21 protein-coding genes are annotated in these 23,410 nt (G+C 30.4%); 4 read left to right on the plus strand and 17 right to left on the minus strand.

The window, feature by feature from the left end:
* The first annotated feature begins 120 nt into the window (after nt 1-120).
* On the plus strand, nt 121-1,638 hold the full coding sequence (locus J3477_RS10300; RefSeq protein ID WP_206869874.1) for a Ppx/GppA phosphatase family protein: 1,518 nt from the start codon (nt 121-123) through the stop codon (nt 1,636-1,638).
* 109 nt (nt 1,639-1,747) lie between these two features.
* Here J3477_RS10300 and J3477_RS10305 read toward each other — a convergent pair whose 3' ends face one another.
* The 9 genes from J3477_RS10305 to J3477_RS10345 form a co-directional block, all read right to left on the minus strand.
* The gene (locus J3477_RS10305) at nt 1,748-1,987 is read right to left on the minus strand and encodes a DUF3892 domain-containing protein (RefSeq protein WP_206869875.1); all 240 of its coding nucleotides are present in this window, start codon (nt 1,985-1,987) and stop codon (nt 1,748-1,750) included.
* Nucleotides 1,988-2,258: 271 nt separating this feature from the next.
* Complete coding sequence (trmB, locus tag J3477_RS10310; RefSeq protein ID WP_206869876.1) at nt 2,259-2,897, minus strand: tRNA (guanosine(46)-N7)-methyltransferase TrmB; 639 nt, start codon at nt 2,895-2,897, stop codon at nt 2,259-2,261.
* Between the two features lie 17 nt (nt 2,898-2,914).
* Nucleotides 2,915-3,550: a site-2 protease family protein gene (locus J3477_RS10315; RefSeq protein ID WP_206869877.1), complete on the minus strand. Its 636-nt coding sequence runs from the start codon at nt 3,548-3,550 to the stop codon at nt 2,915-2,917.
* 347 nt (nt 3,551-3,897) lie between these two features.
* Nucleotides 3,898-4,938 (minus strand): hypothetical protein, encoded by a 1,041-nt coding sequence (locus J3477_RS10320; protein ID WP_206869878.1) that lies wholly within the window; start codon nt 4,936-4,938, stop codon nt 3,898-3,900.
* Nucleotides 4,939-4,949: 11 nt separating this feature from the next.
* Complete coding sequence (locus J3477_RS10325) at nt 4,950-5,951, minus strand: phosphodiester glycosidase family protein (RefSeq protein ID WP_206869879.1); 1,002 nt, start codon at nt 5,949-5,951, stop codon at nt 4,950-4,952.
* Nucleotides 5,952-5,975: 24 nt separating this feature from the next.
* Nucleotides 5,976-6,851 (minus strand): M15 family metallopeptidase, encoded by an 876-nt coding sequence (locus tag J3477_RS10330; RefSeq protein ID WP_206869880.1) that lies wholly within the window; start codon nt 6,849-6,851, stop codon nt 5,976-5,978.
* 302 nt (nt 6,852-7,153) lie between these two features.
* Entirely contained in the window at nt 7,154-8,530 is a 1,377-nt protein-coding gene (locus J3477_RS10335) for a PhoH family protein (protein ID WP_206869881.1), read from the minus strand.
* A 393-nt stretch (nt 8,531-8,923) separates the two neighbouring features.
* Nucleotides 8,924-10,033, minus strand: coding sequence for an LCP family protein (locus tag J3477_RS10340; protein ID WP_206869882.1), 1,110 nt, complete (start codon nt 10,031-10,033; stop codon nt 8,924-8,926).
* A gap of 530 nt (nt 10,034-10,563) precedes the next feature.
* Entirely contained in the window at nt 10,564-11,517 is a 954-nt protein-coding gene (locus tag J3477_RS10345; protein WP_206869883.1) for an L-lactate dehydrogenase, read from the minus strand.
* Between the two features lie 348 nt (nt 11,518-11,865).
* Here J3477_RS10345 and rocF point away from each other — a divergent pair, with 348 nt between their 5' ends.
* Both rocF and J3477_RS10355 read left to right on the plus strand, forming a co-directional pair.
* The gene (gene rocF, locus J3477_RS10350; protein WP_206869884.1) at nt 11,866-12,768 is read left to right on the plus strand and encodes an arginase; all 903 of its coding nucleotides are present in this window, start codon (nt 11,866-11,868) and stop codon (nt 12,766-12,768) included.
* 209 nt (nt 12,769-12,977) lie between these two features.
* Nucleotides 12,978-13,589, plus strand: coding sequence for a 3'-5' exonuclease (locus J3477_RS10355; RefSeq protein WP_206869885.1), 612 nt, complete (start codon nt 12,978-12,980; stop codon nt 13,587-13,589).
* Nucleotides 13,590-13,686: 97 nt separating this feature from the next.
* On the opposite strand, the gene J3477_RS10360 is transcribed toward J3477_RS10355, so the two are convergent.
* Nucleotides 13,687-14,988 (minus strand): M48 family metallopeptidase, encoded by a 1,302-nt coding sequence (locus J3477_RS10360; RefSeq protein WP_206869886.1) that lies wholly within the window; start codon nt 14,986-14,988, stop codon nt 13,687-13,689.
* Nucleotides 14,989-15,147: 159 nt separating this feature from the next.
* Between J3477_RS10360 and rd the strand changes: the two genes are divergently transcribed.
* Nucleotides 15,148-15,309 (plus strand): rubredoxin, encoded by a 162-nt coding sequence (gene rd / locus J3477_RS10365; protein ID WP_206869887.1) that lies wholly within the window; start codon nt 15,148-15,150, stop codon nt 15,307-15,309.
* A gap of 103 nt (nt 15,310-15,412) precedes the next feature.
* Here the strand turns inward: rd and pflA are convergent, their stop codons facing one another.
* The 7 genes from pflA to J3477_RS10400 all read right to left on the minus strand — a co-directional run bounded on the left by pflA (nt 15,413) and on the right by J3477_RS10400 (nt 23,408).
* Nucleotides 15,413-16,147: a pyruvate formate-lyase-activating protein gene (pflA, locus tag J3477_RS10370; protein ID WP_206869888.1), complete on the minus strand. Its 735-nt coding sequence runs from the start codon at nt 16,145-16,147 to the stop codon at nt 15,413-15,415.
* A gap of 141 nt (nt 16,148-16,288) precedes the next feature.
* Nucleotides 16,289-18,514 carry a formate C-acetyltransferase gene (pflB, locus tag J3477_RS10375; RefSeq protein WP_206869889.1) on the minus strand — a complete coding sequence of 742 codons (2,226 nt, stop codon included), beginning with the start codon at nt 18,512-18,514 and terminating at the stop codon, nt 16,289-16,291.
* Between the two features lie 444 nt (nt 18,515-18,958).
* Entirely contained in the window at nt 18,959-19,519 is a 561-nt protein-coding gene (pyrE, locus tag J3477_RS10380) for an orotate phosphoribosyltransferase (protein ID WP_206869890.1), read from the minus strand.
* A 152-nt stretch (nt 19,520-19,671) separates the two neighbouring features.
* A complete protein-coding gene (locus tag J3477_RS10385) occupies nt 19,672-20,568 on the minus strand; it encodes a dihydroorotate dehydrogenase (RefSeq protein WP_206869891.1) in 897 nt (298 codons plus the stop codon).
* Nucleotides 20,569-20,580: 12 nt separating this feature from the next.
* A complete protein-coding gene (locus J3477_RS10390; protein ID WP_206869892.1) occupies nt 20,581-21,321 on the minus strand; it encodes a dihydroorotate dehydrogenase electron transfer subunit in 741 nt (246 codons plus the stop codon).
* The gene (gene pyrF, locus J3477_RS10395; protein ID WP_206869893.1) at nt 21,311-22,204 is read right to left on the minus strand and encodes an orotidine-5'-phosphate decarboxylase; all 894 of its coding nucleotides are present in this window, start codon (nt 22,202-22,204) and stop codon (nt 21,311-21,313) included. The genes J3477_RS10390 and pyrF overlap by 11 nt, the downstream gene beginning before the upstream one ends.
* Entirely contained in the window at nt 22,197-23,408 is a 1,212-nt protein-coding gene (locus J3477_RS10400) for a dihydroorotase (RefSeq protein ID WP_206869894.1), read from the minus strand. Before J3477_RS10400 ends, pyrF begins: the two co-directional genes overlap by 8 nt.
* Nucleotides 23,409-23,410 lie beyond the last annotated feature (2 nt).

Genomic DNA, 23,410 nt, shown 5'->3' on the forward strand with positions numbered 1-23,410 from the left:
TCACAGCTTAAAACTCTTTGAGTTTTGAAAATAGTTTTAAAATAATAATTCAAAAGCAGTTGAAAACTTTTAACTTTTTATATACTATCTTATTATATGTTACATTAAGGAGATTTGTCTATGAAAAGATTTGGGGTAATTGACCTTGGCTCTAATTCAGTACGAGTAATGCTTGCACAAGTTGAAGATACAGGATACTTTAAGATAATTGATGAAATAAAAGAAACTATACGACTTGGAGAAGATATTTCTAAGACCTCATCTATTTCAGTAGAAAAAATTGAAAAGACTTTAGCAACATTAAAAGCTTTTAAATCCCTATGCATCGAGTCTGGAGCATCTGAGATTATCTTAGTTGCAACAGAAGCACTAAGATGTGCTACTAACAAAAAAATCCTTAGAGATAAAATAAAAAGGGATTTAGCGTTAGATATAAGGATTTTAAACTTTGATGAAGAAATATATTATAATCACCTAAGTATAAAAAATAGCCTTTACTATAATAATTCTCTTATGGTGGATATAAGTGGCAATCATACGCATTTAGCTTGGATAAGAAATAATGAGATTATAAAAAAGATAACTATACCTTTAGGTTGTATAAATCTTTCAAATGACTATGAATTTACTGATGTTATTACTTATGCCAATTCCTTAGCTGCAACTAAATTTGTCCAAGATACTATAAAAAATATACCTTGGCTTTTTGAAACAGAATTTGAAAGTATAATAGGAATTGGAGGAACTATAAGAAATATTGCAAAAATACAAAAGCATACAAAAAGATATCCAATAGGAACCTTACATAATTATTCATTTGATGATTATGATCTCTGTCAGATATATAATCTATTAAAATGTAAAAACCTAAAAGGACGAAGTAAGGTAGAAGGTTTATCCATTGACAGAGCTGATGTGATATTCGGCGGACTAATTCTTTTAAATAAATTGGTAGAACTTCTTTCAATAAAAAACATCAAAATTTGCGGGAGAGGTCTTAGAGAGGGTATAGTTCAAGAATATCTTAATAATAATTATACGACTGCCTGGAATGACATTCTGGACTATAGCATTGAAGGGATAATTGAGACTCTTAATATAAATAAAAAACATGCTGAAAAAGTCTACAGCATTACAAAAAAGCTTTTTGAAGAGTTAAAACCAATCCACAAACTTGGTGATGAATATAACAATATAATTAAAACAGCTTCCCTACTTCACGATTGTGGAATCAGTATAAGGTATTACGACCATCATATACATTCGTTTTATATTATACTTAATTCAGGAATAAGCGGTCTTTCTCATAGAGAGCTTTTAATGAGTGCATTAGTTGCCTCTATGCATAGAAATAATAATTATCAGCTTCCTTTTATAAAATTTACAAGTATCATTAATAGATTGGATATTGAAGCTGTAGAAAGTATTGGAATACTACTAAGAATTGCTGAAGGTCTTGATAGAAGCTTAGAAGGCGCCGTAATTGATTTTGATGTATCAATTAGCGATGAGACTATCAACCTAATTTTGAAATCAGAATCTGAACTTATTTTAGAAATTGGTCAAGCACTAAGAGCTAGAAATAAATTCCACGAAATATATAACAGAAAATTGCTTGTATCAAAACAAAATAAGTAATTGTTTAAGTTTATTATATTTAAAAATACTTTTCAGATTGCAGTGATATCTATATAGATGCCCCCAAAGTTTTATTATTTATAAACTTTGAGGGCATTCTAAAGCTTAATTATTCTATTTCAGGTAAATTATCTAAGTTATTATTTTTTGTGCCATCAGGATTACTTCTAAGGTATTTTTCTCCTTTACGAGAAGTTGACACCTGCACTCCACTTATTCTTCCTTCTTTAGCTAAACTGATTGCTTCTTCTTTCTGCACTATTTCTCCACTATCAAGCTTATACGCTTCTATCTCATCATTACTGTCTTTTATAACTCCTACTATGGTTCTTGTTGAATTTTCACTCATATCTATCACTCCTTTATATAAAATATATAAACTGAAAACTGCTTATTGATATTTATATAATACATTTACTTATTTTATTATATTATTAATTTTTCTTACACTTTTTATGTATCACGTATAAAAAATTACTAATAACTCAAATGTATATAAAAAAACTTGGCTTATGAGTAAATTTAAACTTCTAAGTTTGCCAGCATAAAATTTTTAGACTTTCCTTATGTGATAAAAATAGAGACTATCATATATTTTATATATAATAGTCTCTAATATCTTAAGAATTAAGTCTTGCAATTAAAAACATTGTTTTCATCCCTAAAGAAGTAAACTTTGCTTCGTATTCAGTCATTATATTTTCTTTGAACTCATCATTATGTAAATCATAGGTTAAGTATTCTAGTGTAAATCCACTCTCTTTAAAGTATTCTTGCGATTCTTCAAAAAGCCCTCTATCATCTGTTTTAAACCAAATCTCACTATTTGGCTTAAGAAAAGATTTATATATCTTTAAAAAGCTTGAATGTGTTAACCTTCTCTTCTTATGCCTTTCTTTAGGCCATGGATTACAAAAGTTTATATAAATCTTGCTTATTTCATCTTTATCAAATACATCACCAATAAAAGATATATTCATAGGTATAAGCCTTACATTAGGAACCTCAGCTTCATTTACCTTTCTAAGGGCATATATTAACACTTCATCCTTTAAATCTATAGCAACATGATTTATATCAGGATTTGCAGCAGCTTTTTCACTTATAAACTTACCTCTACCACATCCTAATTCCAAATGCACTGGATTATTATCACCAAATGCTTCATTCCATCTTCCTTTAAATTCGGATTGGTTCGTAACAACATTTTTTGCCTCTTCTAATTCTGGTCTTGCCCACCATTTTTTCCTAAGTCTCATATTTTCCTCCTAATTGATTATGAAATAATACCATTAACTATTTTCGAGCAAAGTTCTAATATAATTCCAGTTGGTTTATTTAAGAACCTTGCTCCACCAAAAGCTATTAAAGCAAATATTACAATTTGGTATCTATATAAAGAATCTGCTATTCTACCAAAAGTTGATGGGAATAAATCCTCAAGGATTCCAAAACCATCAAGTCCAGGTAAAGGTAATAAGTTAAATACAAATAAATTTACATTTATAACGATTATTAAATTAAATATTTTAACTAAGATATCAGTATATTCATTATAATTGTACATGAAATAAAATTTAAAGACTAATCCAAATATAACTGAGAAAATGATTGCTACTAATAAATTTGCCAAAGGTCCAGCTATTGTCACCTTTAAATCATCTTTGTAGCCATTTTTAAAAGCTCTTCTATTTATTTGTACAGGCTTCGCCCATCCAAACTTCATTATTAATATCATGATTAGTCCTATTGGATCTATGTGTGCTAAAGGATTAAGGGTAAGTCTCCCCTGGAATCTTGGTGTCTTATCGCCAAGCATGTCTGCAACTTTTGCATGAGCATATTCATGAAAAGTAAATCCAATAAGTATTGCTGGAATAATCAAAATTAATTCTAATAATTTTTCTCTCATACTTTATTTTATCTCCCATTCTTAAAATTTCTATAATATCTGTTGCTTTTTCAAAATTTTCTTTGCTACACTTCATAATATTAAAACAAATAAAATTCCATTGTATATTTCAGGTACCCAATTATCTTAATTTATCAAATTAACACAGTTAATCAAAAAATTAAGCTTTAATGTCTCCTAATACTATAAACTCAACAAATGACCTAGTTCAAAATTATAACACATATACATATGTTACTTCAATGTTTAAACATCTCTAGATAAATGATTACAAACCTAGTCTCAAAATAAACTAAAACACACCACTTGCTAGCTTTATATCAAGTAGTGCGTTTTAGAAAAATCCATTAATTTATATATACATTTCCATTTTCTATACTTAAAACTTTTCCATTACAGATCTTTAAGAACTTCCCCTTAAAGCTAATACTAGTTGTCCCATTTAGATTTTCTAATTTATTTTCCGTACTGTTAAGTTTATATATAGAATTTTCTACAACTATTAAATCTTCTGGTTTTTCAATATTATTTAAAGATATTTGTTTCCAGGAAGAAGTTTTTTCACTTATTGAACCATAATATATTTTGCTTATATTACCACCATTCACTAATCCTATATATACGTTCTCTGATTTATCCACTCCAAGTATTTTAGTAAGGCCCTTTTGCGCTAAAGATAGCTTTTGTTCCAAATATGTAACATATACATTACTATTTAAAGCTGAATTATATATTAATTTGTCTTCATGGGGAATTAAATAAATATCTTGAATTTTACTTTCTCTTAAAGCTATTTTTTCAAATTCATTTCTTACATTCAATTTATACAATTCACTACTACCATTACTTAAAGCCACCTTAACAAATATCAAATCTTTAAGTGGAGAGCTTATTATACTATCAATTGAAGACTTTTTGTCTTTAAGTTGAATCGAAGCCAAAAGTTCTTTTTCCTTAGTGGATATATTATATTTATAAAAAGATATCTTAGTACTATTTTCTTTTGAAGCTGCAATAACTAAATTACCTTCATCTAACCACTGATATTTCAGTAGTTTAAGATCTTGGAGATCCACGGTATTATTTTCCGTTTTACCTACTATTTGAAGAGCAGAATCTTTAATATATGCAATCTTGTCATTTTCCTTAGAAAGCTCTACTTCAGTAGAATCTTCTGGAACTGCAAATTTAATAGTATTATCAACTTCATTTTTATCATTAGATTTTGCACTTGTTGTATTAGTACTGTTTACCGCTACAGTTGATTTATCTTCACTATTGCTACTAAAACCACTTAAGTAAAAATTATTAATGTAATACAAAACTCCAACTTGAAGAATAACTGCTATTATAAAATATAGTCCTAAATTTTTTATATATTTAGCCATAAAAATCTCCCCTATTTGATAATGAATGAAGTTGGAATAAATCTAACCCCATCTTTACTAGAAGGATTATTAATTATCTTACCATCAACCACCATGGTTGTGGAAGAACCTCCATCTAAGTTTGCAGCATTATAGGCACCATTTTCAAGCATTATGTTTTGTACATCCTTCAGAGTTGCCCCTAAACTTCCAATTTGCCTACCATCTATAACTAGCATAAGTACAGTACCATCTTTCCTTTGACCAATGGCTGTTCTTGGAGCAATTCCCCAACCACCATTTCCACTTTTAATAACACCTTCTCCATTAATCACCAAAAACGGACTAAATGAAACTGCATCTTTAATATTTAGTCTTGTTATATCACTTCTACTATACTTTCCAATAACCATAATACCATCCTTATTGAATCCAATAAGGGATACTTTCTCCTCTAATTTATCGTCAAAAACAATCTTTCCATCCTTCACCACTATCCCAGTTGGAACTCCACCATTACCTTGTCCATTTTCATCTTGAAATCCACCTGCATTTATTCCAGCTACTGCATTCTCTTTTTTTACTATGTCATCAAGCTTCATACCAAAACGTCCAAGATTGTCAGTAAGTCCAAGCTGAATTCTCTTCGCATCATTTACTATCAGCAAATGCCCACTAAATGAATTACCTTGTATCTCTTTCACTTCTATTCCTTTATCACCTTGATTATCAGCAGTTACTGAATTATTAATGCTAATCTCATCCAAATTTGAATTCTTACTATCATCAATTTTATTGCTTACCATAATACTCTTTATCTCTGTTTCATTTAGGAATAATGTGGCTAAATATTGATGATTAAGCGTAGTCATTGCAGAGGTTACCACTAACTCCTTTATGTTTTTAAATGGTCCATAAAAGACCATTGGTATAGCAATGATCAATCCAATAATGATGTTTGCAAAAATAAAATTAAATAAATTTAAACTTATTTTATTGAAAAGATTTCTCTTCTTTTCTTTATTTTCTTTCATTGTTTATTCCTCCAGCCGTATAACTTAATTTCTTTTATCTGCCGCAAGTTTGTCTATATATTCTTCAAGGCACAAATTATTTTCATACATATATTTAGCATTCTCTTGTCCTACATATCTCAAATGCCATGGTTCATAATTATATCCAGTTATGTCACTCTTACCTTTTAAGTATCTAATGACAAATCCATATTTAAAAGCATTTTCTGCTACCCATTTTCCTTCTTTAGTTTTTTCAAAATCTTCAGCTAAATCATAGTAAGGTGAAGAATTTATATCTACTGCAAGCCCCGTCTGATGTTCACTTGAACCTTGTCTTGCAACGTACTTACTAGCTTCTGTAGCACCGTCACTTTTCACTTTTCTTTCATAAACATCTGCTTGGCTCTCAAAGCTTCTATAACCTGATACAAATATTAAATTAATTTTTTCTTTCTTTGCATCACTAAACAAATTTGCTAAAGCTTCCGCAGCTTCTTTTTTAAGCTTTCTATTTTCATTTGCAACTGAGCCTAGCATTTTCACCTTAGGAACTACCAGGTTATCTGGTTTATATGTATCATCTAAAGGATAATCTTTATTTACTAAAAGAAGTCTGTAATCTTCTGATGATATTTTATTCACTAATTCACTTGTAAGTTGAACCTTTCCATCATCATTAGAATCTCCGTTTTGTTTAATTACGCTTGTATCACTTCCATTGTTTATAGAAATGTTATTCGTACTATTCTGGCTAGATATGTTTTCTTTGTTAGTCATTACTTGAGTATTCTTTTGGGACTTATTAATTGAAATTATAGATGCTGACAATACTACAGACATGGTAAAAATAAATGTATATAAAAAAATTATTTTTTTTATAATAGATGTTTTTATCTTTGTAGTGTTATTTTTATTCATTCGACCATACACCTCTTAATTTTATCTACGGTTTAATTTGATTTTAGCAAAAATATATTTCATAGTCATTAGTTCTTTAATGGTTATATATTATATAACTGTATAACATATAACCTGAACTTATTTTTTAACACGCAATCTTGCATCAATCAGATTTATAAAAATAATTTTTATAATTCTGGTTATACATTTAATAGACTAAACACAATTAAAATTAATATAATAAAGCAGGTAAACAATATCGTCCACCTGCTTTATTATATCTGTAATGAAATTATAATTCAATTGAGTTTATAGTTTTTTTACAATCTTTTTGCTCCCTCAAATGCAATAGCGCTTCTTTCACATTCATCATATTTCAAAGTTACTTGGTAACAAAGTTTACTTCCCTTCATCTTCTCAGATGCATAACATAATCCATTTGATCTAGAATCTAAGAATGGTTGATCTATTTGATCTGGATCGCCTATTAATATTAACTTTGTTCCTTCCCCCACTCTAGTTATAATTGCCTTTACTTGTTTTGGTGTAAGGTTTTGTGCTTCATCAATTATAACCCAGTTTTTAACTATTGATCTTCCTCTTAGATAAGCAACTGCTTCAGTAGTTATAATTTTTCTATCAAACAATTCCATTATTTTGTCATTTAATTCTTTTTCATTTCTATATCTTTCATTTTCATCTGAATCTATTAAAATCTCCAAGTTATCAAAAATTGGCCTCATAAAAGGAGCAATTTTTTCTTGCTCAGAGCCTGGTAAATACCCTATTTCTTCATCCATTGTAACATTAGGTCTACATACCAATATTCTTCTAAACTGGCTATTTTGCTCTTCTAATATTTTTTGAAGTCCTGTTGCTAAAGAAAATAGAGTTTTAGCTGTTCCAGCAGGTCCTTTAATTATTGCCAATGGTGCTTTGGATGCATCTGCCCATAAGCACTCCATCATGAACTTTTGTCCAACATTTCTAGCTGAGAGTCCAAATGATTTACTATCTTTATAGATTAAAGGAACTATCATTTGTCCATCAAATCTACCTAATGCAGTTTGCTTGTTATTGTCTGCACAATGCAAAATCAAAAATTGATTTATTTCTAATTTTGGTTCTACATATGTCTGGTTACTTTTATCATATACAGATAACTCACTTGGCTTTAATTGCTTTTCTTTATAGAACTTCTCTATTACTTCTTGTGTTGCATAAACTTCAATTCTACCAGTATATTGGTTATCTTGTTCTGGCACTACTTCTTCATGAAAATCATCCACTTCAATTCCTACTGTATCTGCCTTAATTCTCTCAAATATGTCTTTTGTTATTAAATGAACGTCCTCTCCACTTTCTTTAAGTGCAATACACACTTGTATTATTCTATTATCAGCTTTCAAAATATCCCAGCTTGGAGGCATTTTAGTTCCATAGTGATTTGATTCAACTCTTAAACTGCCCCCACCAGGCAATTGAATGCCTTCACTTAAATTACCTTCTTTCCTCAATTTATCCAATAGCCTTGCAGCATGCCTAGCATTTAATCCCAAATCATTATTTGTCTTCTTCAAATTATCCAGCTCTTCTAATACAACTTCTGGAATGACTACATCATTATCCTCGAAGGTTAACACAGCCCCTGGTGAGTACAATAAAACGTTGGTATCAAGTACATAAGTTTTTTTCAAACTAACAACCCCCTTATATAGATTCGCTTCATAAAAGTATTTTAGATAAGTCACTATGCTAAAATTAAACTGTAATCCATTTGTGCTTGAAGCGTTTATATTAATAATATTCTGCTTAAACTTTTAAATGTACCTTTATAAATGTATATGTTCAATAATTGCAACTTAGTTTAGCAAATTTAATATAATTATTAATTATTATTTATCAATATATAGATATAAGAATTATTAGTTTATTTGATTTTATTTAATTTTGCTATATGTTTTATCATACAAAAGGAGGAATTTTTAATAATATGTAGAATATAATTACTTGAACGGAATTTAATTTGCCCTCTTAACTTTATTTTTACTTTATATTTCGATATAGGATTCTTCCTATATCTTATTTTTTTACTCCCTGTTTGAGTATTCATTCATTATATATTGAACTTGTTTTCTGTCGAAATTTTTAGGATCGTATTTTTTATCTTTAAAAATAAAGTCGTTTAGCATCTTAGCATTTTGTTCTTTATCTATCAATAGTACCCATGCCCCTCTATAGATCTTACCTTCGCATAGTTCATTTGCAGGAAGCTGCAACCCTTCAAATTCTACATTCCCCATTGAATATGCAGTATAAGCGTAATTCATAAGTTGTATTGGTTCTACGTTGGTTTTTATATATGGAAGTACTGCTTTTAACATATTAGGATATTGTATTGGATTAATATTCATTATCTTTTTACCAACTTCAGTCATTACTGTCCTTTGTCTTTGAGTTCTTTCATAACTTCCATTTCCTACTTTTCGTATTCTGGAATAAGCTAGTGCTTGTTGTCCATCCAGATGCTGCATTCCTGCATGGGCAATTGCAGGTGACTTGACCTCATCTACCTCACCTATATATTTATTTATCTCTTTAATTTCATACTCTTTAATATTAATATCTATACCACCTAATTCATTTACTATATCTTCAAATCCCCAAAAATTTACGATTATATATTTATCTATTTTAATATTAAAATTTCTATAAATAGTATCAGTCAATAATTTGACACCTCCATATGCAAAAGCGCTGTTTATCTTATCTTCTCCATGCCCTTTTATTTGTACATAAGTATCTCTCATTATGGATGTGTATTTTATCTTCTTGTGATTGTTATCCAAGGTAGCGATTATTATAGAGTCTGACCTTGAATTTTCATTTAAGGTTCTCCCATCAGTTCCTAGCAAGAGTATATTGGTTACCCCTTCTTGTTCTTTATATGTTTCAGTGTTTGCATTCTCTTTTACTTCACTACTCGGAATACTCCCTGTTATAGGATTAATTCCTTGAAATGCTTGATTAAAATACTGACTTACTTTAACTTTTTCCTCAATCTGTTCCTCTGTAAACTTAATCTCATCATTAGAATATATAGTATTTCTTAGGTACCAATATCCCAAAGAACAAAATATAATAAATAATAACATTATTATTGCAACAAACTTTAATAAACTTTTTGCTCTTTTTTGCATCACCATCACCCTAAGCTTATTTTATTTTCACATTTTGGATAAAGTTGTTTAAAAAATCATTCCTAGATTTATTACTGCCTACTGTTTTAAAGTATAAATTTGTTAATATATCTTATTTTTCATAAAGGATTCCAAATTAGTATATCCAAAATTTTTTAAAAAAATCGTTGCAGTGACCTTCTTCAATGATTTTTTTGCGCATCTTCCTTTCTGAATTTATATATGGAAACTTACAGGCGAATAAGTTTTAGGTTAATTTATATATTTATATGTAAACTAGATGCTACTTGCTTATCACTTTCATTAAAATTTTCATAAATTTAAACTATTTCTTTAATTTATTCTCATTTAAAATAATTAAGAAATAATTTTAAGCATAAGATTATTCCAATTATAAGCTTTGGAAAAATAAAAAAATCACCACTTATACCTAGTTCACTATTCTTAGATTTTTTAACAAACTTTATTTGAACAATCTAAGAAGTTGAATTTAGATAAAGTGGCAATTTAAATATAAATTATATTTAAAATTACTGCAATTTAGCATCTTTTAAGTGGGATTTTAATATTTCTGCTGATTCAGTTAATTTATTTTTCTCTTCTTCAGATAATGGTACTTCTAATATCTTCTTAGCACCATCTCTATTTACTATAGTTGGTATAGCTAAATAGACATCTTCTAAATCATACTGGCCTCTAAATAAAGATGACACTGTGAGGATTGAATTCTCATCTCTAAGAATAGCTTCTACTATTCTTCTTATTGCTAGAGCTACAGCATAATTTGTATATCCTTTTTTATTGATTATATCGTATGCAGCATTTTTAACTTTTTCTGGTATAGTGAATTTAAAGTTTCCATCACATTTCTCACAAGTTTTCTGGCAATAATCTTCTGCACTCATTCCAGCTATATTAGTTAGGCTCCAAGCTGCAATTTCTGAATCCCCATGCTCACCTATAATATATGTGTGAATGTTTCTTGCATCAATTTCGAAATGATCACTAAGCATTGATTTAAATCTAGATGTATCTAATACTGTTCCAGATCCAATTACTCTATTCTCTGGTAGCCCTGATAACTTATATGTTATATAAGTTAATATATCCACTGGATTTGATACAACTAATAAGATTGCATTAGGACTATACTTTACAATTTCAGGAACTATTTGTTTAAACACCGCCAAGTTCTTATTTATAATATCTAATCTAGTTTCTCCAGGCTTCTGTCCTATTCCTGCAGTTATTATAACTATATCTGAATTTTCTGTATCTGAATACTCTCCCGCCATCACATTTACAGCCTTCACAAAAGCTGCTCCATGTGCTAAATCCATAGCCTCTGCTTCTGCTTTATCTTTATTTATATCCACTATAACAATTTCTGAAGCTAACCCTTCTAGCATTAATGCATATGCTGTAGTAGAACCAACAAAGCCTGCTCCTATAATTGATATTTTACTTGCTTTATCTTTTAACATTTACCTCTTCCTCCTTTTTGACCTAATTTCTTTATTATGACTATATTATGACTATGATAGAAATATAAACTGTTTATGGTTTTTCTTACTGGTATAAAATACTTTTTATACTCAAAACTATATATTAATTAGTATCTTTTTTTGTTGTATTTAATATACTATTGTATATTAATATTTTATATCATTTGACAATTATTATCAAGATGTAATGATAATTTTTTAACATATATTTTTATAAAAAATTTAAAATAGCATTTTTTTTATTTTTTTTTCAAAAATACTTATATTTTGCAAGAATATAATATATAATCTTTTTTGGCTAACAAAAGATTATTGGAGGTGCTTCATATGAACATTAATTTGATAGGTGTTCCTCTTTTCTATGGATGTGATAGACCAGGCGTAGAATTTGGACCAAATGCCTTAAGAGATAACGAATTAAAAACAGTCCTTAGTGTAGATGGTAAACACAAAATTTATGATTTAGGAAATCTATATGTCGAGACCGTTGATGAAAAAGATAAATATACTAACCATAGCGTAATGAAGTATTTATCTCCAATAACAGAAGTGAATACTAATTTGGCTCACGTAGTATATAATTCATTAACATCTGATTGTTTTCCTTTTACAGTAGGTGGTGATCACTCCCTAGGTCTTGGTTCAGTTGCTGGATCAGCAAGATACTTTGGAGATGATTTCGGCGTAATATGGATAGATGCTCATGGTGATATAAACACTGACACAACTTCACCAAGCGGAAATGTACATGGTATGCCATTAGCTGCTTCAATGGGACTAGGTTATAAAGATCTTGTAGATATATATTTTGAAGGAAGAAAAGTTAAGCCATCAAATATATTCATACTTGGAGCAAGAGACTTAGATAAGGGCGAATTAGACCTTATTGAGGAACTTGGACTAAATGTATGGACTACTAAAGCTATAAAAGATAAAGGAACAGATAAGGTTATAAGAGAATTTTATGATGCTTTAGACTCTTCTAAAGTAAATAATTTTCATTTAAGCTTTGATATAGATTGTTTAGACTCAGCTTTAGTTCCTGGTACTGGTACTCCTGTAAGCGAAGGATTATCGTTAGATGAAGTTACTTCAATTACAGAATCAGTGCTATTAACTAAAAAGGTTCGTTCGATGGATTTTGTAGAGTTTAATCCTAAACTAGATATTGAGGATACAACACTAAAAAATTGCCTTAAGATGCTTCAAGTTATAGCTGAAAATCTCTAATCTCGGATTCATATCCGAGATTTTTTCATTCTCATTTTTACTAATTTACTGATTAAACTTTTTATTATATTATGTTATTATATGATTTATAATTGAAAAACTATCAAATAATTTTTCAAAAAAATAGTCACTAGCTATTTTCCATAATTATTAACGTGTGAATTTAAATATTCATTGAATTTTCATGGGATGCTATTAGGAGGAAATAAATGAAACTCTTATTTTTTGATACTGAAACAACAAGTATAAGACCAGGTAGTATATGCCAATTAAGTTACATAGTGGTTGATTCTTCTGTGAAACCACAAACAACCATAGGCAAGAATTTTTTCTTTACAGTAGATCAAATGGATCCAGCTGCAGAAGAGGTTCATGGCTTTTCTATGGAAAAATTATATGATTTAAGTAATGGGTTGTATTTTGAAGATTTAGTTGAAGAATTCTATGAAGACTTTATAACAGCGGATTTTGTTATAGGACATAATGTGTCTTTTGATATCAAGTTTTTAAAGCATGAATTGTTCGGAATGGGTGAAGACTGGGAACCTCAAAATACCTTTTGTACAATGAATTACTATAAGAATGTATGCAAATTATTAAGACCTAACGGTGAGTACAAGAACCCTAAATTAGAAGAACTAATAAAGTTTCTTAATATTACTAAAGAAAAGATTGCGCAAACTGCAGATAATCTTTTTGAAGGTAGCGGCAATTATCATGATGCACGTTTTGATACTGCAGCCACTTACCTTGCTGTTATTGAAGGTATAAAGCAAAAACATATTCCAGCTGGTTACTTTAGTAAAATGATTAATAAATAAGAAATGGTTGTCTTAAAATAAATTCTTCATAAAAGAGTTATTTTAGACAACCAGTTTTTATTTGGGCTATTTTTAAGAGTATTGTTTAACAGCACCTTTATTTTTCATTTATTATTTTATCGAATTTATAATCTCCCGTCTCCCAAGGCTTATAATCATTGCTCATATCAATTCGTTCCTTAGGCGTAGGATGATCATAAACCCAAAATTTATAAATTGGATTCACATCATTCATAGATAAATTTGTTTCCATAAATCTAGCTTCTAGCTTTGCGTTAGTTAGATTATCATGTGTTAGTTCTATTGCAAACTTATCTGCATCCATTTCAATTTTTCTAGAATACCAATTTGTGAGCGGGTCAGACACTGTGGATAATATTGTGAAAATAAGTATTAGTATAGGTACTGTAGCTAAAGATTTATAATTTCCTATGTTATTTTTGAAAAATCCTACCTTCATCACTATACTTTTCGAAATCAAATCTGTAAGCCCCAACAATATTATTGAAAGTATTCCTGACAGTGCTATTGATTTAGGAATATGATTAAGCTTATAATGGCCTATTTCATGTGCAACTACAGATTGAATTTCTTCTGAACTTAATTGATTCAATGTATTATCCCATATAACTATTCTCTTAGTATTGAATATGCCAGACATATATGCATTTAATGCTTTAGTTTCTTTACTCTTATCTACTTCCAATATAGTAACATCACCAATATTGGCCTTTTTAGCTAAGTTTAATATCTCCTGTTTTATCTGGACGTTCTGTATAGGCTTAAAATCGTTAAATAAGGGGTCTATAAACACAGGTGCTAATATACTACCTACAAAGCCTACGGGCACTGTAAGAAGCCCTAAGACTATATACCAGCGTTTAAACTTTATAAATATAATATAAGGAATTATTACAAAGACTATTGTTATAACAAAATTTAAAGCAAAGCTTTTAACATAGTTTTCACTCCATAAAGAAAATGTTGAGTTAGATATACCTATAAGCTTCAATCTATAAAAAGAACTGAAGAATGATAACGGAATAGATAAAAATAAATCAAAAAATAAATAAAGTGAAGTTAATTTAATAAGTCTAAGAAATTCATTTCCTTTAAACGAATTTGCCAGCTTCATCGCACCCAAGTATATAAACAAGGCTGGTATTAAGAATGTTGTAATCAGTCTTATAACTAAAAAGACTTTTGAGAATTGGTAATTTGCTATTGCTCTTTCTGAGGAGTTAGGAACCTGTACTTTGTTATCAGATACCTTATACTCCACCTTATTACTAGCCTTAAGTTGTGGTTTCACACTTAATTCTGTAGCAAAAGTTAAAATGCACGTTATAAAAAACATAAAAATGCATATTATAATAGTATTGAGTAAAAATTTTTTCATTACTAAGCCTCCCTCCATTACTATTATTATAGTATAAAATCTGCTAATTATGAAAAAATATACTTGATTTATTGTTTTCATATGATATAATAATATTGAATTAATTAATAATTATTATTTGTTAATAACACTTTATATAAATTTAGGAGGTAATTTAAGATGAAAAGTTTTGTTTGTGATGTATGTGGTTATGTTTATGATCCAGCTATAGGTGATGAAGACAACGGAGTAGCTCCTGGAACTTCTTTTGAAGATATTCCAGAAGATTGGTTATGTCCACTATGCGGAGTTGGTAAAGATCAATTTTCAGTAGTTGAATAATAATCACTAAGGAAAAAAAGCTCTATCTAAAATAGGGCTTTTTTCTTTTTCCATTAAATTTCAACGGTATGAACAAATTTAACTAAACTAAAAACGCCAAGGTTTATATTCCTTGACGTTTTTTTAGACTTTCATTTATTTTGTCTTGCCATTGTTTTGTATATTCTTTGTTCATAGGCTTTACATCCTTAAGCCTATAATTGATATTCATTATTTCGTATTTGTTTACACCCAATACATGGTAAGGAAGTAATTCTACCTTTTCTACGTTACGAATATTCATTATATATTTAGAAAGTTCTTCCAGATGTTCTTCACTATCAGTCATACCTGGCACCACAACATGCCTTATCCACATTTTCTTTTCTAATCTTTGTGCTACTTCCAAAAACTTTAAGGATTCATCAATGTTAGATAATGTTAATTCCTTATATTTTTCTTTTTTAATATGCTTTACATCAAATAATATTAAATCAACATAGTTTAATATTTCTTCATAATTTCCTAGTCCATATCCTGCTGTATCTAATGCTGTGTGTATTCCGTTTTCCTTACATAGCCTTAAGCACTCTATTAAAAATTCTGGCTGTAATAGCGGCTCACCACCTGAGAACGTCACTCCGCCTCCTGATTTTGAAAAATACGGTTTAAATCTCAATATTTTTTTAATCAGTTCTTCAGCACTTATTTCAGTTCCACTGCCTTTTTCAGCCCATGTGTCTGGATTATGACAATAAGCACATCTTAGTTTACACCCCTGAAAAAAGACTACTACTCTTATTCCAGGTCCATCTACAAGCCCCATCGATTCTATTGAATGAATTGTTCCTTTTATCATACTCATTCTCCTCTCTTTCATGATACCATTGGGTATTTATGTGAAACTAATTCAAATTTAACCCCATACATGAAATGACTTGTCAAAAAACTATCAATTCTTTTTAATAAAGGAAGCTCTACCGAGCTTCCTTAAATTATACTATAAACTTTCGTGGAATGTTCTGCTTATAACTTCTAATTGTTGGTTTCTTGTTAATCTATTAAAGTTAACAGCATATCCAGATACTCTAATTGTTAATGTTGGGTATTTTTCTGGATGATCCATAGCGTCTACTAGAGTTTCTCTATTAAACACATTAACATTTAAGTGGTGTGCTCCTTGTGAGAAATATCCATCCATAACTGATACAAGATTTTCTACTCTTAAATCAGCTTCTTTACCTAATGCATCTGGTACTATTGAGAATGTATTTGATACACCATCTTCACAATATGGAGTATATGGAATCTTAGCTACTGAGTTCAATGATGCTAACGCTCCATTTGCATCTCTACCATGCATTGGATTTGCTCCTGGTGCAAAAGCTTCTCCTGCTTTTCTTCCATCAGGTGTAGCTCCTGTCTTCTTACCATAAACCACGTTTGAAGTTATAGTAAGTACTGATAAAGTATGCTTAGCATCTCTGTATAATGGGTGTCTCTTAAGCTCAGTTGAGAATTTTTCAACTAATTGAACAGCTAAATCATCTACCTTATCATCATCATTTCCGTATTTAGGGAAATCACCTTCGATTTCAAAATCAACTGCAATACCATTCTCTCTTATTGGTTTAACCTTAGCATATTTTATAGCACTTAATGAGTCTACTGCAACTGATAGACCAGCTATACCAAAGGCCATTAATCTTCCTACTTCTGTATCATGTAAAGCCATTTGACCTGCTTCATAAGCGTATTTATCATGCATGTAGTGAATTACATTCATAGTATCAACATAAAGCTTAGCTACATATTCTAAAACCTTATTATAGTTTTCTTTTACCTTTTCAAAATCAAGTACTGCATCTGTAATTGGCTCAAGTCCTTTAATTACTACAGTTCCTTTCTTTTCATCTACACCGCCGTTTATAGCATATAATAGTGCTTTAGCTAAATTACATCTAGCTCCAAAGAATTGCATTTGCTTTCCAACCTTCATTGCAGAAACACAGCAAGCTATTGCGTAGTCATCTCCGTATATAGGTCTCATTACATCATCATTTTCATATTGAATTGAATCTGTAAGGATTGACATTTCAGCGCAATACTTTTTAAAGTTTTCAGGAAGCTTTTCTGACCAAAGTATTGTTAAGTTTGGTTCTGGAGAAGTTCCAAGATTGATTAGTGTATGAAGATATCTAAAGGAGTTCTTTGTAACTAATGGCTTACCATTAATCCCAACACCACCTATTGATTCAGTAACCCAAGTTGGATCTCCTGCAAATAATTCGTTATATTCTGGAGTTCTTAAGTGTCTTACAAGTCTTAATTTGATTATAAATTGATCTATAATTTCTTGAGCTTCTTCTTCAGTTATTATGCCGTTTCTTAAATCTCTTTCTATATAGATATCTAAGAAAGTACTAGTTCTTCCTAGTGACATTGCAGCCCCGTTGTTTTCTTTAATTGCTGCTAAGTAAGCTAAATAAACTGCTTGAACTGCTTCTTTTGCATTTGCTGAAGGTACTGATAAATCAACGCCATATCTAGCTGCCATTGACTTAATATCCTTAAGTGCTCTTATTTGTTCTGAAACTTCTTCTCTTTTTCTTATTAACTCATCTAAGAAGTCACCTTTTAACTCTTTTAGATCCTTCTTCTTTTCTTCTATTAAATAATCAATACCATAAAGTGCAACTCTTCTATAGTCACCAATTATTCTACCTCTTCCGTAAGCATCAGGAAGTCCAGTTAAAAGTCCTGCTGATCTAGCAGCTCTTGTTTCATCACTATATGCATCAAAAACACCTTGATTGTGAGTCTTTCTATACTTAGGGAAATTTTCAGTTATATCTTTATCTAACTCATAACCATACGCCTCTAAAGATTGTTCTACCATTCTAAATCCACCAAATGGATTTACTATTCTCTTAAGTGGTGCATCTGTTTGTAATCCAACGATTACTTCGTTATCTTTATCTATATATCCTGGTTCATAGTTATCTATGCCTGAAACTCTATCAGTAGCTACATCTATAATACCTTTTTTAATTTCTTCAACTATAAGATTACTTGAGATTTCCCAAACCTTTTTTGTTTTATCTGTTGGAGCAGCTAAAAAGCTTTTATCTCCTTCAAATAATGTATAGTTCTTTTGAATAAAGTTTCTTACGTCAATCTTTTCTTGCCATGTACCTGCTTTAAAATCATCCCATTGTTTATACATGAAAATCCTCCTTGCTGTAGCTTTATTGCTACATTAAAAGTTCTATTTATATCATAAAATATGTATTTGATCTTGTAAAAATATTATACCATATTAGTATACATTTGTTAAGAGATTATTTCACTTGATATGTATTTTCATTTACCTTTTTTATTATTTTATTTAATTTTAAGTTATATACATGATAATTTTAAAAAAATATCTCATATTTTATATTAAACAGATCATATATCGCTTAATACTTTGTTTATTTTTTAACGATATATTTTATAACAACTTCAAATTGTTGTAATAGTTATTATTTTAACACAAACATTTTTTGCTAATTTAATAATAAAGTTCGTATTTACACTTTAATAATAAATTATTAAATCAAATATTGCAAGAGAAAGAGGATACATTTTCTTTTAAAAATCGCATCCTCAATTGGAACTACTTTCATGATTATTTTATATTTCTACTTCCAGGCTTTATATATGGTATGCCTTCCTTACATAATGGGCATTCATCTTTCTCGTAAGACTCAATCTCTAATTTTATCGCACTATACATAGGATAATCAGTTACTTTTGATGTAGTTCTATCAACTATACATACCACCGCTACTACTTCACCGCCAAAACTTTCTACAACCTTTGCAGCTTCCTTGAAGGATTTGCCTGTTGTAACTACATCTTCTGTTATAACCACTTTTTGTCCAGGCTTTATAGAAAAGCCTCTTCTTAGTGTCATTTCCCCATTTTCTCTTTCTGTGAAAATTGCTGGTTTCTTCATTTGTCTTCCTAATTCATAGGCTACTATAACCCCTCCCATAGCAGGTCCTACAACTAAGTCGAACTCAATATTTGAAAGCTGATTCGCAACAACACTTAATACTTTTTCTGCTTTATCAGGATGTTGTAGTAACTTTGCACACTGACAATATCTATTAGAATGCTTACCCGATGAAAGTAAAAAATGTCCTTCTAGTAGTGCTTCAACTTCTTTTAATATTTCTAAAACCATAATTTCTTATCTCCTTTTAATTAAAAATTGTAACTAAAAAATATTTAACTTAATTTATTTATAATTTAAAAATTTTATCATCATATTAATTCTTTGCGTAAGCTCATTAAAGCATCGGATGTATAACCACTTAATTTCAAGTACCATACCCTTTAGATGATTCCTATTATCTCATTGATATTTTTAATTCCCTGAGCTTTTAGGAATTTCTCTATTTCTTCAATTATTTCTGGCGCTGCTGTTGGATTTACGAAGTTTACGGTTCCTATTTGAACCGCCTTAGCTCCTGCCATTAAGAATTCTATAGCATCGTTGGCATTCATGATTCCTCCTAATCCAACTACAGGTATATCCACTGCTTTAGAAACTTCATACACCATTCTAAGTGCAATAGGTTTTATTGCTGGGCCTGAAAGTCCTGCAAAAGTATTATTAAAAACTGGTTTTCTTTTATTTATGTCTATTGCCATGCCTTTTACAGTATTTATTAATGATAGTGAATCAGCTCCAGCTTTTGCACAGCTTAAGGCCATTTCAACAATATCTTCAGCATTTGGTGACAGTTTCACCATTAAGGGCTTCTTCGTAACCTTTCTTACTTTAGATACAACATCATATGCCACCTCTGCTTTAATACCAAAAGCCATACCTCCAGATTTAACATTTGGACATGATATATTTAGCTCAATCATATCTATATCAGTTTTATCTAGTTTCTCAGCACCTTTTTCATAATCTTCAACAGTACTTCCACCTAAATTAGCTATTATATTGGTATTCAAAAGTCTCATCTTAGGTAAAACTTCAGTTATAAATGAATCTACCCCTGGGTTTTGCAAACCAACACTATTCATCATACCAGCTTCCGTTTCAAACACTCTTATTCCATCATTACCTTGTCTGCTATTTAATGTTAGACCTTTAGAACTTATGCCTCCTAAAATTCCTACGTCATAAAAATCTCCATATTCTTCTCCAAAACCATATGTGCCTGAAGCAGCAATAATTGGATTTTTAAAATCTATCCCATTTATATTCACTTGTAGCATAGCTTCATCCTCCTAAAGTTCTAGATCATGACCATTAAACACAGGGCCATCTTTGCAAGTTCTTTTGTTACCTTCTTTTGTTTTGCAGGTACATACAAGACACGCTCCCACACCACAAGCCATATGTTTTTCCATAGATGCATATATATCTACATTATTTGCTTTTGCTCCATCAATTACCTTTTTCATCATTACCTCTGGTCCACAGCATAATACTGTATCGTACTTTGAGTAATCTATAATTTCTGTTACAAAGCCTTTGTGTCCATAGGTTCCTTTATCCGTAGCTAAGAATACTTCATCTACAAAATCATTTAATTCTTCAATTAAGTAAATGTCATCTCTAAAGCCTGCATATAAATCTATAATTTCTGAAATCCCTTTATTCTTTATAATCTTAGACAACTGAAGCATTGGAGCTATTCCTATTCCTCCAGCAACTAATGCAACCTTACCATACTGCTTATTTTCATCGAATCCGTTCCCTAAAGGACCAATTACCTCTATAAATTCATCTCTTTTTAGCTCTTTAAACTCTTCAGTACCTTTTCCTACTACAGCATATAAGAATGATATAACACCATCTCTTTTTTCACAGATTGATATAGGCCTTCCAAGAAGGGCTTTTTTAGGTTTTAACATATAAAATTGGCCCGAAACTATATCATCATCACAAGCTAAGGAAATCTTATAAATGTTACTTACTAAGTTTACATTATCTATTATCTTAACTTTTTTATAGTTAGCCTTCATTTTTAGCCTCCAATCCAAGCACTGCTGTCTTTATATCATCTCTCATTCTTATAGTTTCTTTCCTTGCGCTATCCTCAAAGTTGGTGAAATTTTCTTCTTCTTTATATGCAAGTAGTATCTTTCTTGAGGAATTTACCACACCACCATTGCCATTTTTCAGTGAAAGAGCAACATCTTCTGCCTTTCCACCTTGAGCACCATATCCAGGTATTAGGAAGTATGAGGATGCAAGGCTTTTTCTAAGCTTTCTTGCTTGTTCTCTATGAGTACATCCAACTACAACTCCAAGAGAACTGTAACCACTATCCCCTATATAATCTTTACCTAAGGTTTCTATCATACTACCTACATGTTCGTAAACTTCATCCTTACCTTCTATGATGCAGTCTTGTATATCACCGGAGCCACTGTTTGAAGTTTTAACTAGTGCAAAAATCCCCTTATTATGCTTCTCTAGATATGGTAAGTACGGTTCTATACTATCCATCCCCATATATGGATTTAAGGTTATGAAATCACTTTCAAATTCTCCTGTAAAATGTGCTTTTGCATACATTTTTGCAGTTGCAGCTATATCCCCTCTTTTTATATCTGCAATTGTAATCAAATCTCTACCTCTAAGATATCTTAAGGTTTTACTGTACGCTCTAAGTCCGCTCATCCCCAACGCCTCATAATAGGCAATTTGCAGCTTAAAACACGCTGCTACATCAGAGGTTGCATCAATTATTCTCCTATTATATTCAAAGATAGCATCCTCAATATTTACAAACTTGCTTAGTAGTTGCTGTGGGATGTAGCTTATATCTGTGTCTAAACCAACACAAACTACCCCATTTTTTTCTACCTTTTCATATAATTTATCAACTATTTGATTACTCATTTTTAGCTTCCTCCTGCCTATCAAAAATTATCTTTCCAGCTTTTATTGTCTTTTCGATTACTCCATAAAACTCCCATCCTAGAAATGGAGTGTTCTTACTTTTTGAGAGTATATCCTCTTCTTTAACTTTGAACTTCTTCTCTAGATCAAGTATTACTACATCCCCTTCATACCCAGGACAAATCTTACCTTTATTTAACTTCAAAAGTTCAGCTGGCTTTGAGCTCATCATCTCACTAAGCTTATTTAAATTTATATATTTTTCCTTTACAAGCTTGGTGTAACATATAGGAAAAGCTGTCTCAAGTCCAATAAGTCCAGGTGCACCTTTTTCTTTATCCTCATATGAATGAGGTGCATGATCAGTACCAATTACATCTACATCTCCATGTTCGATAGCCTTAACCAAGAAATTCACGTCTTCCATAGGCCTTATTGGAGGATTAACTCTGTAATTTGAAACATCATCACTTAATGCTATATGATGAGGAGTTACTTCGCATGTAACCTTTGTTCCATCACACTTTGCATCTATTACATATTTCATAGCCTCTTTTGTACTTACATGAGCCATATGAAGCTTAGCTCCAGTATACTTTGCAAGACTAACATCTCTCCAAGTCATCATATTTTCTGCAAGTCTCATATCTATATCAGAAAATTCATGACTTTCAGCATGAGATATTACAAGCCAATCCATTTCCTTAGCTTTCTTCATAGCTTCCATCATAATTCTAGAATCTGAAACTCCCTTACCATCATCGGATATGGCCTTCACTTCATCAGAGAATTCTTCTAAATGTGTTATTGTTTGTCCATCAAAATTCTTTGTTATAGACACACATTGATGAACATCTATTAGATTAGCTTCTTCATTTTTCTTATAAACATAATCTAGAACTTCCTTTGAGCTGCAAATAGGGTTTGTGTTCGCCATCAAATTAACTGTGGTATATCCGCCTTTGGCAGCTGTTCTCGATCCAGTGTATAAATCTTCTTTATAAATAAAGCCTGGTTCCCTAAAATGTGCATGCATATCAACAAATGCAGGCATAACAGTTAGTCCTTCAGCATCTACAATCTCACATTTTTTATCGCTTATATTACTAGATATTTCTTCAATCTTTCCGTTCCTTATATATATATCACCATAAAAACTATGACTAGCATCTATAATGTTGGCGTTCTTTATCAGCAAATCCATAA

It is taken from the genome of Clostridium zeae (genome assembly GCF_017312485.1).
Lineage (GTDB): Bacteria > Bacillota > Clostridia > Clostridiales > Clostridiaceae > Clostridium_AR > Clostridium_AR zeae.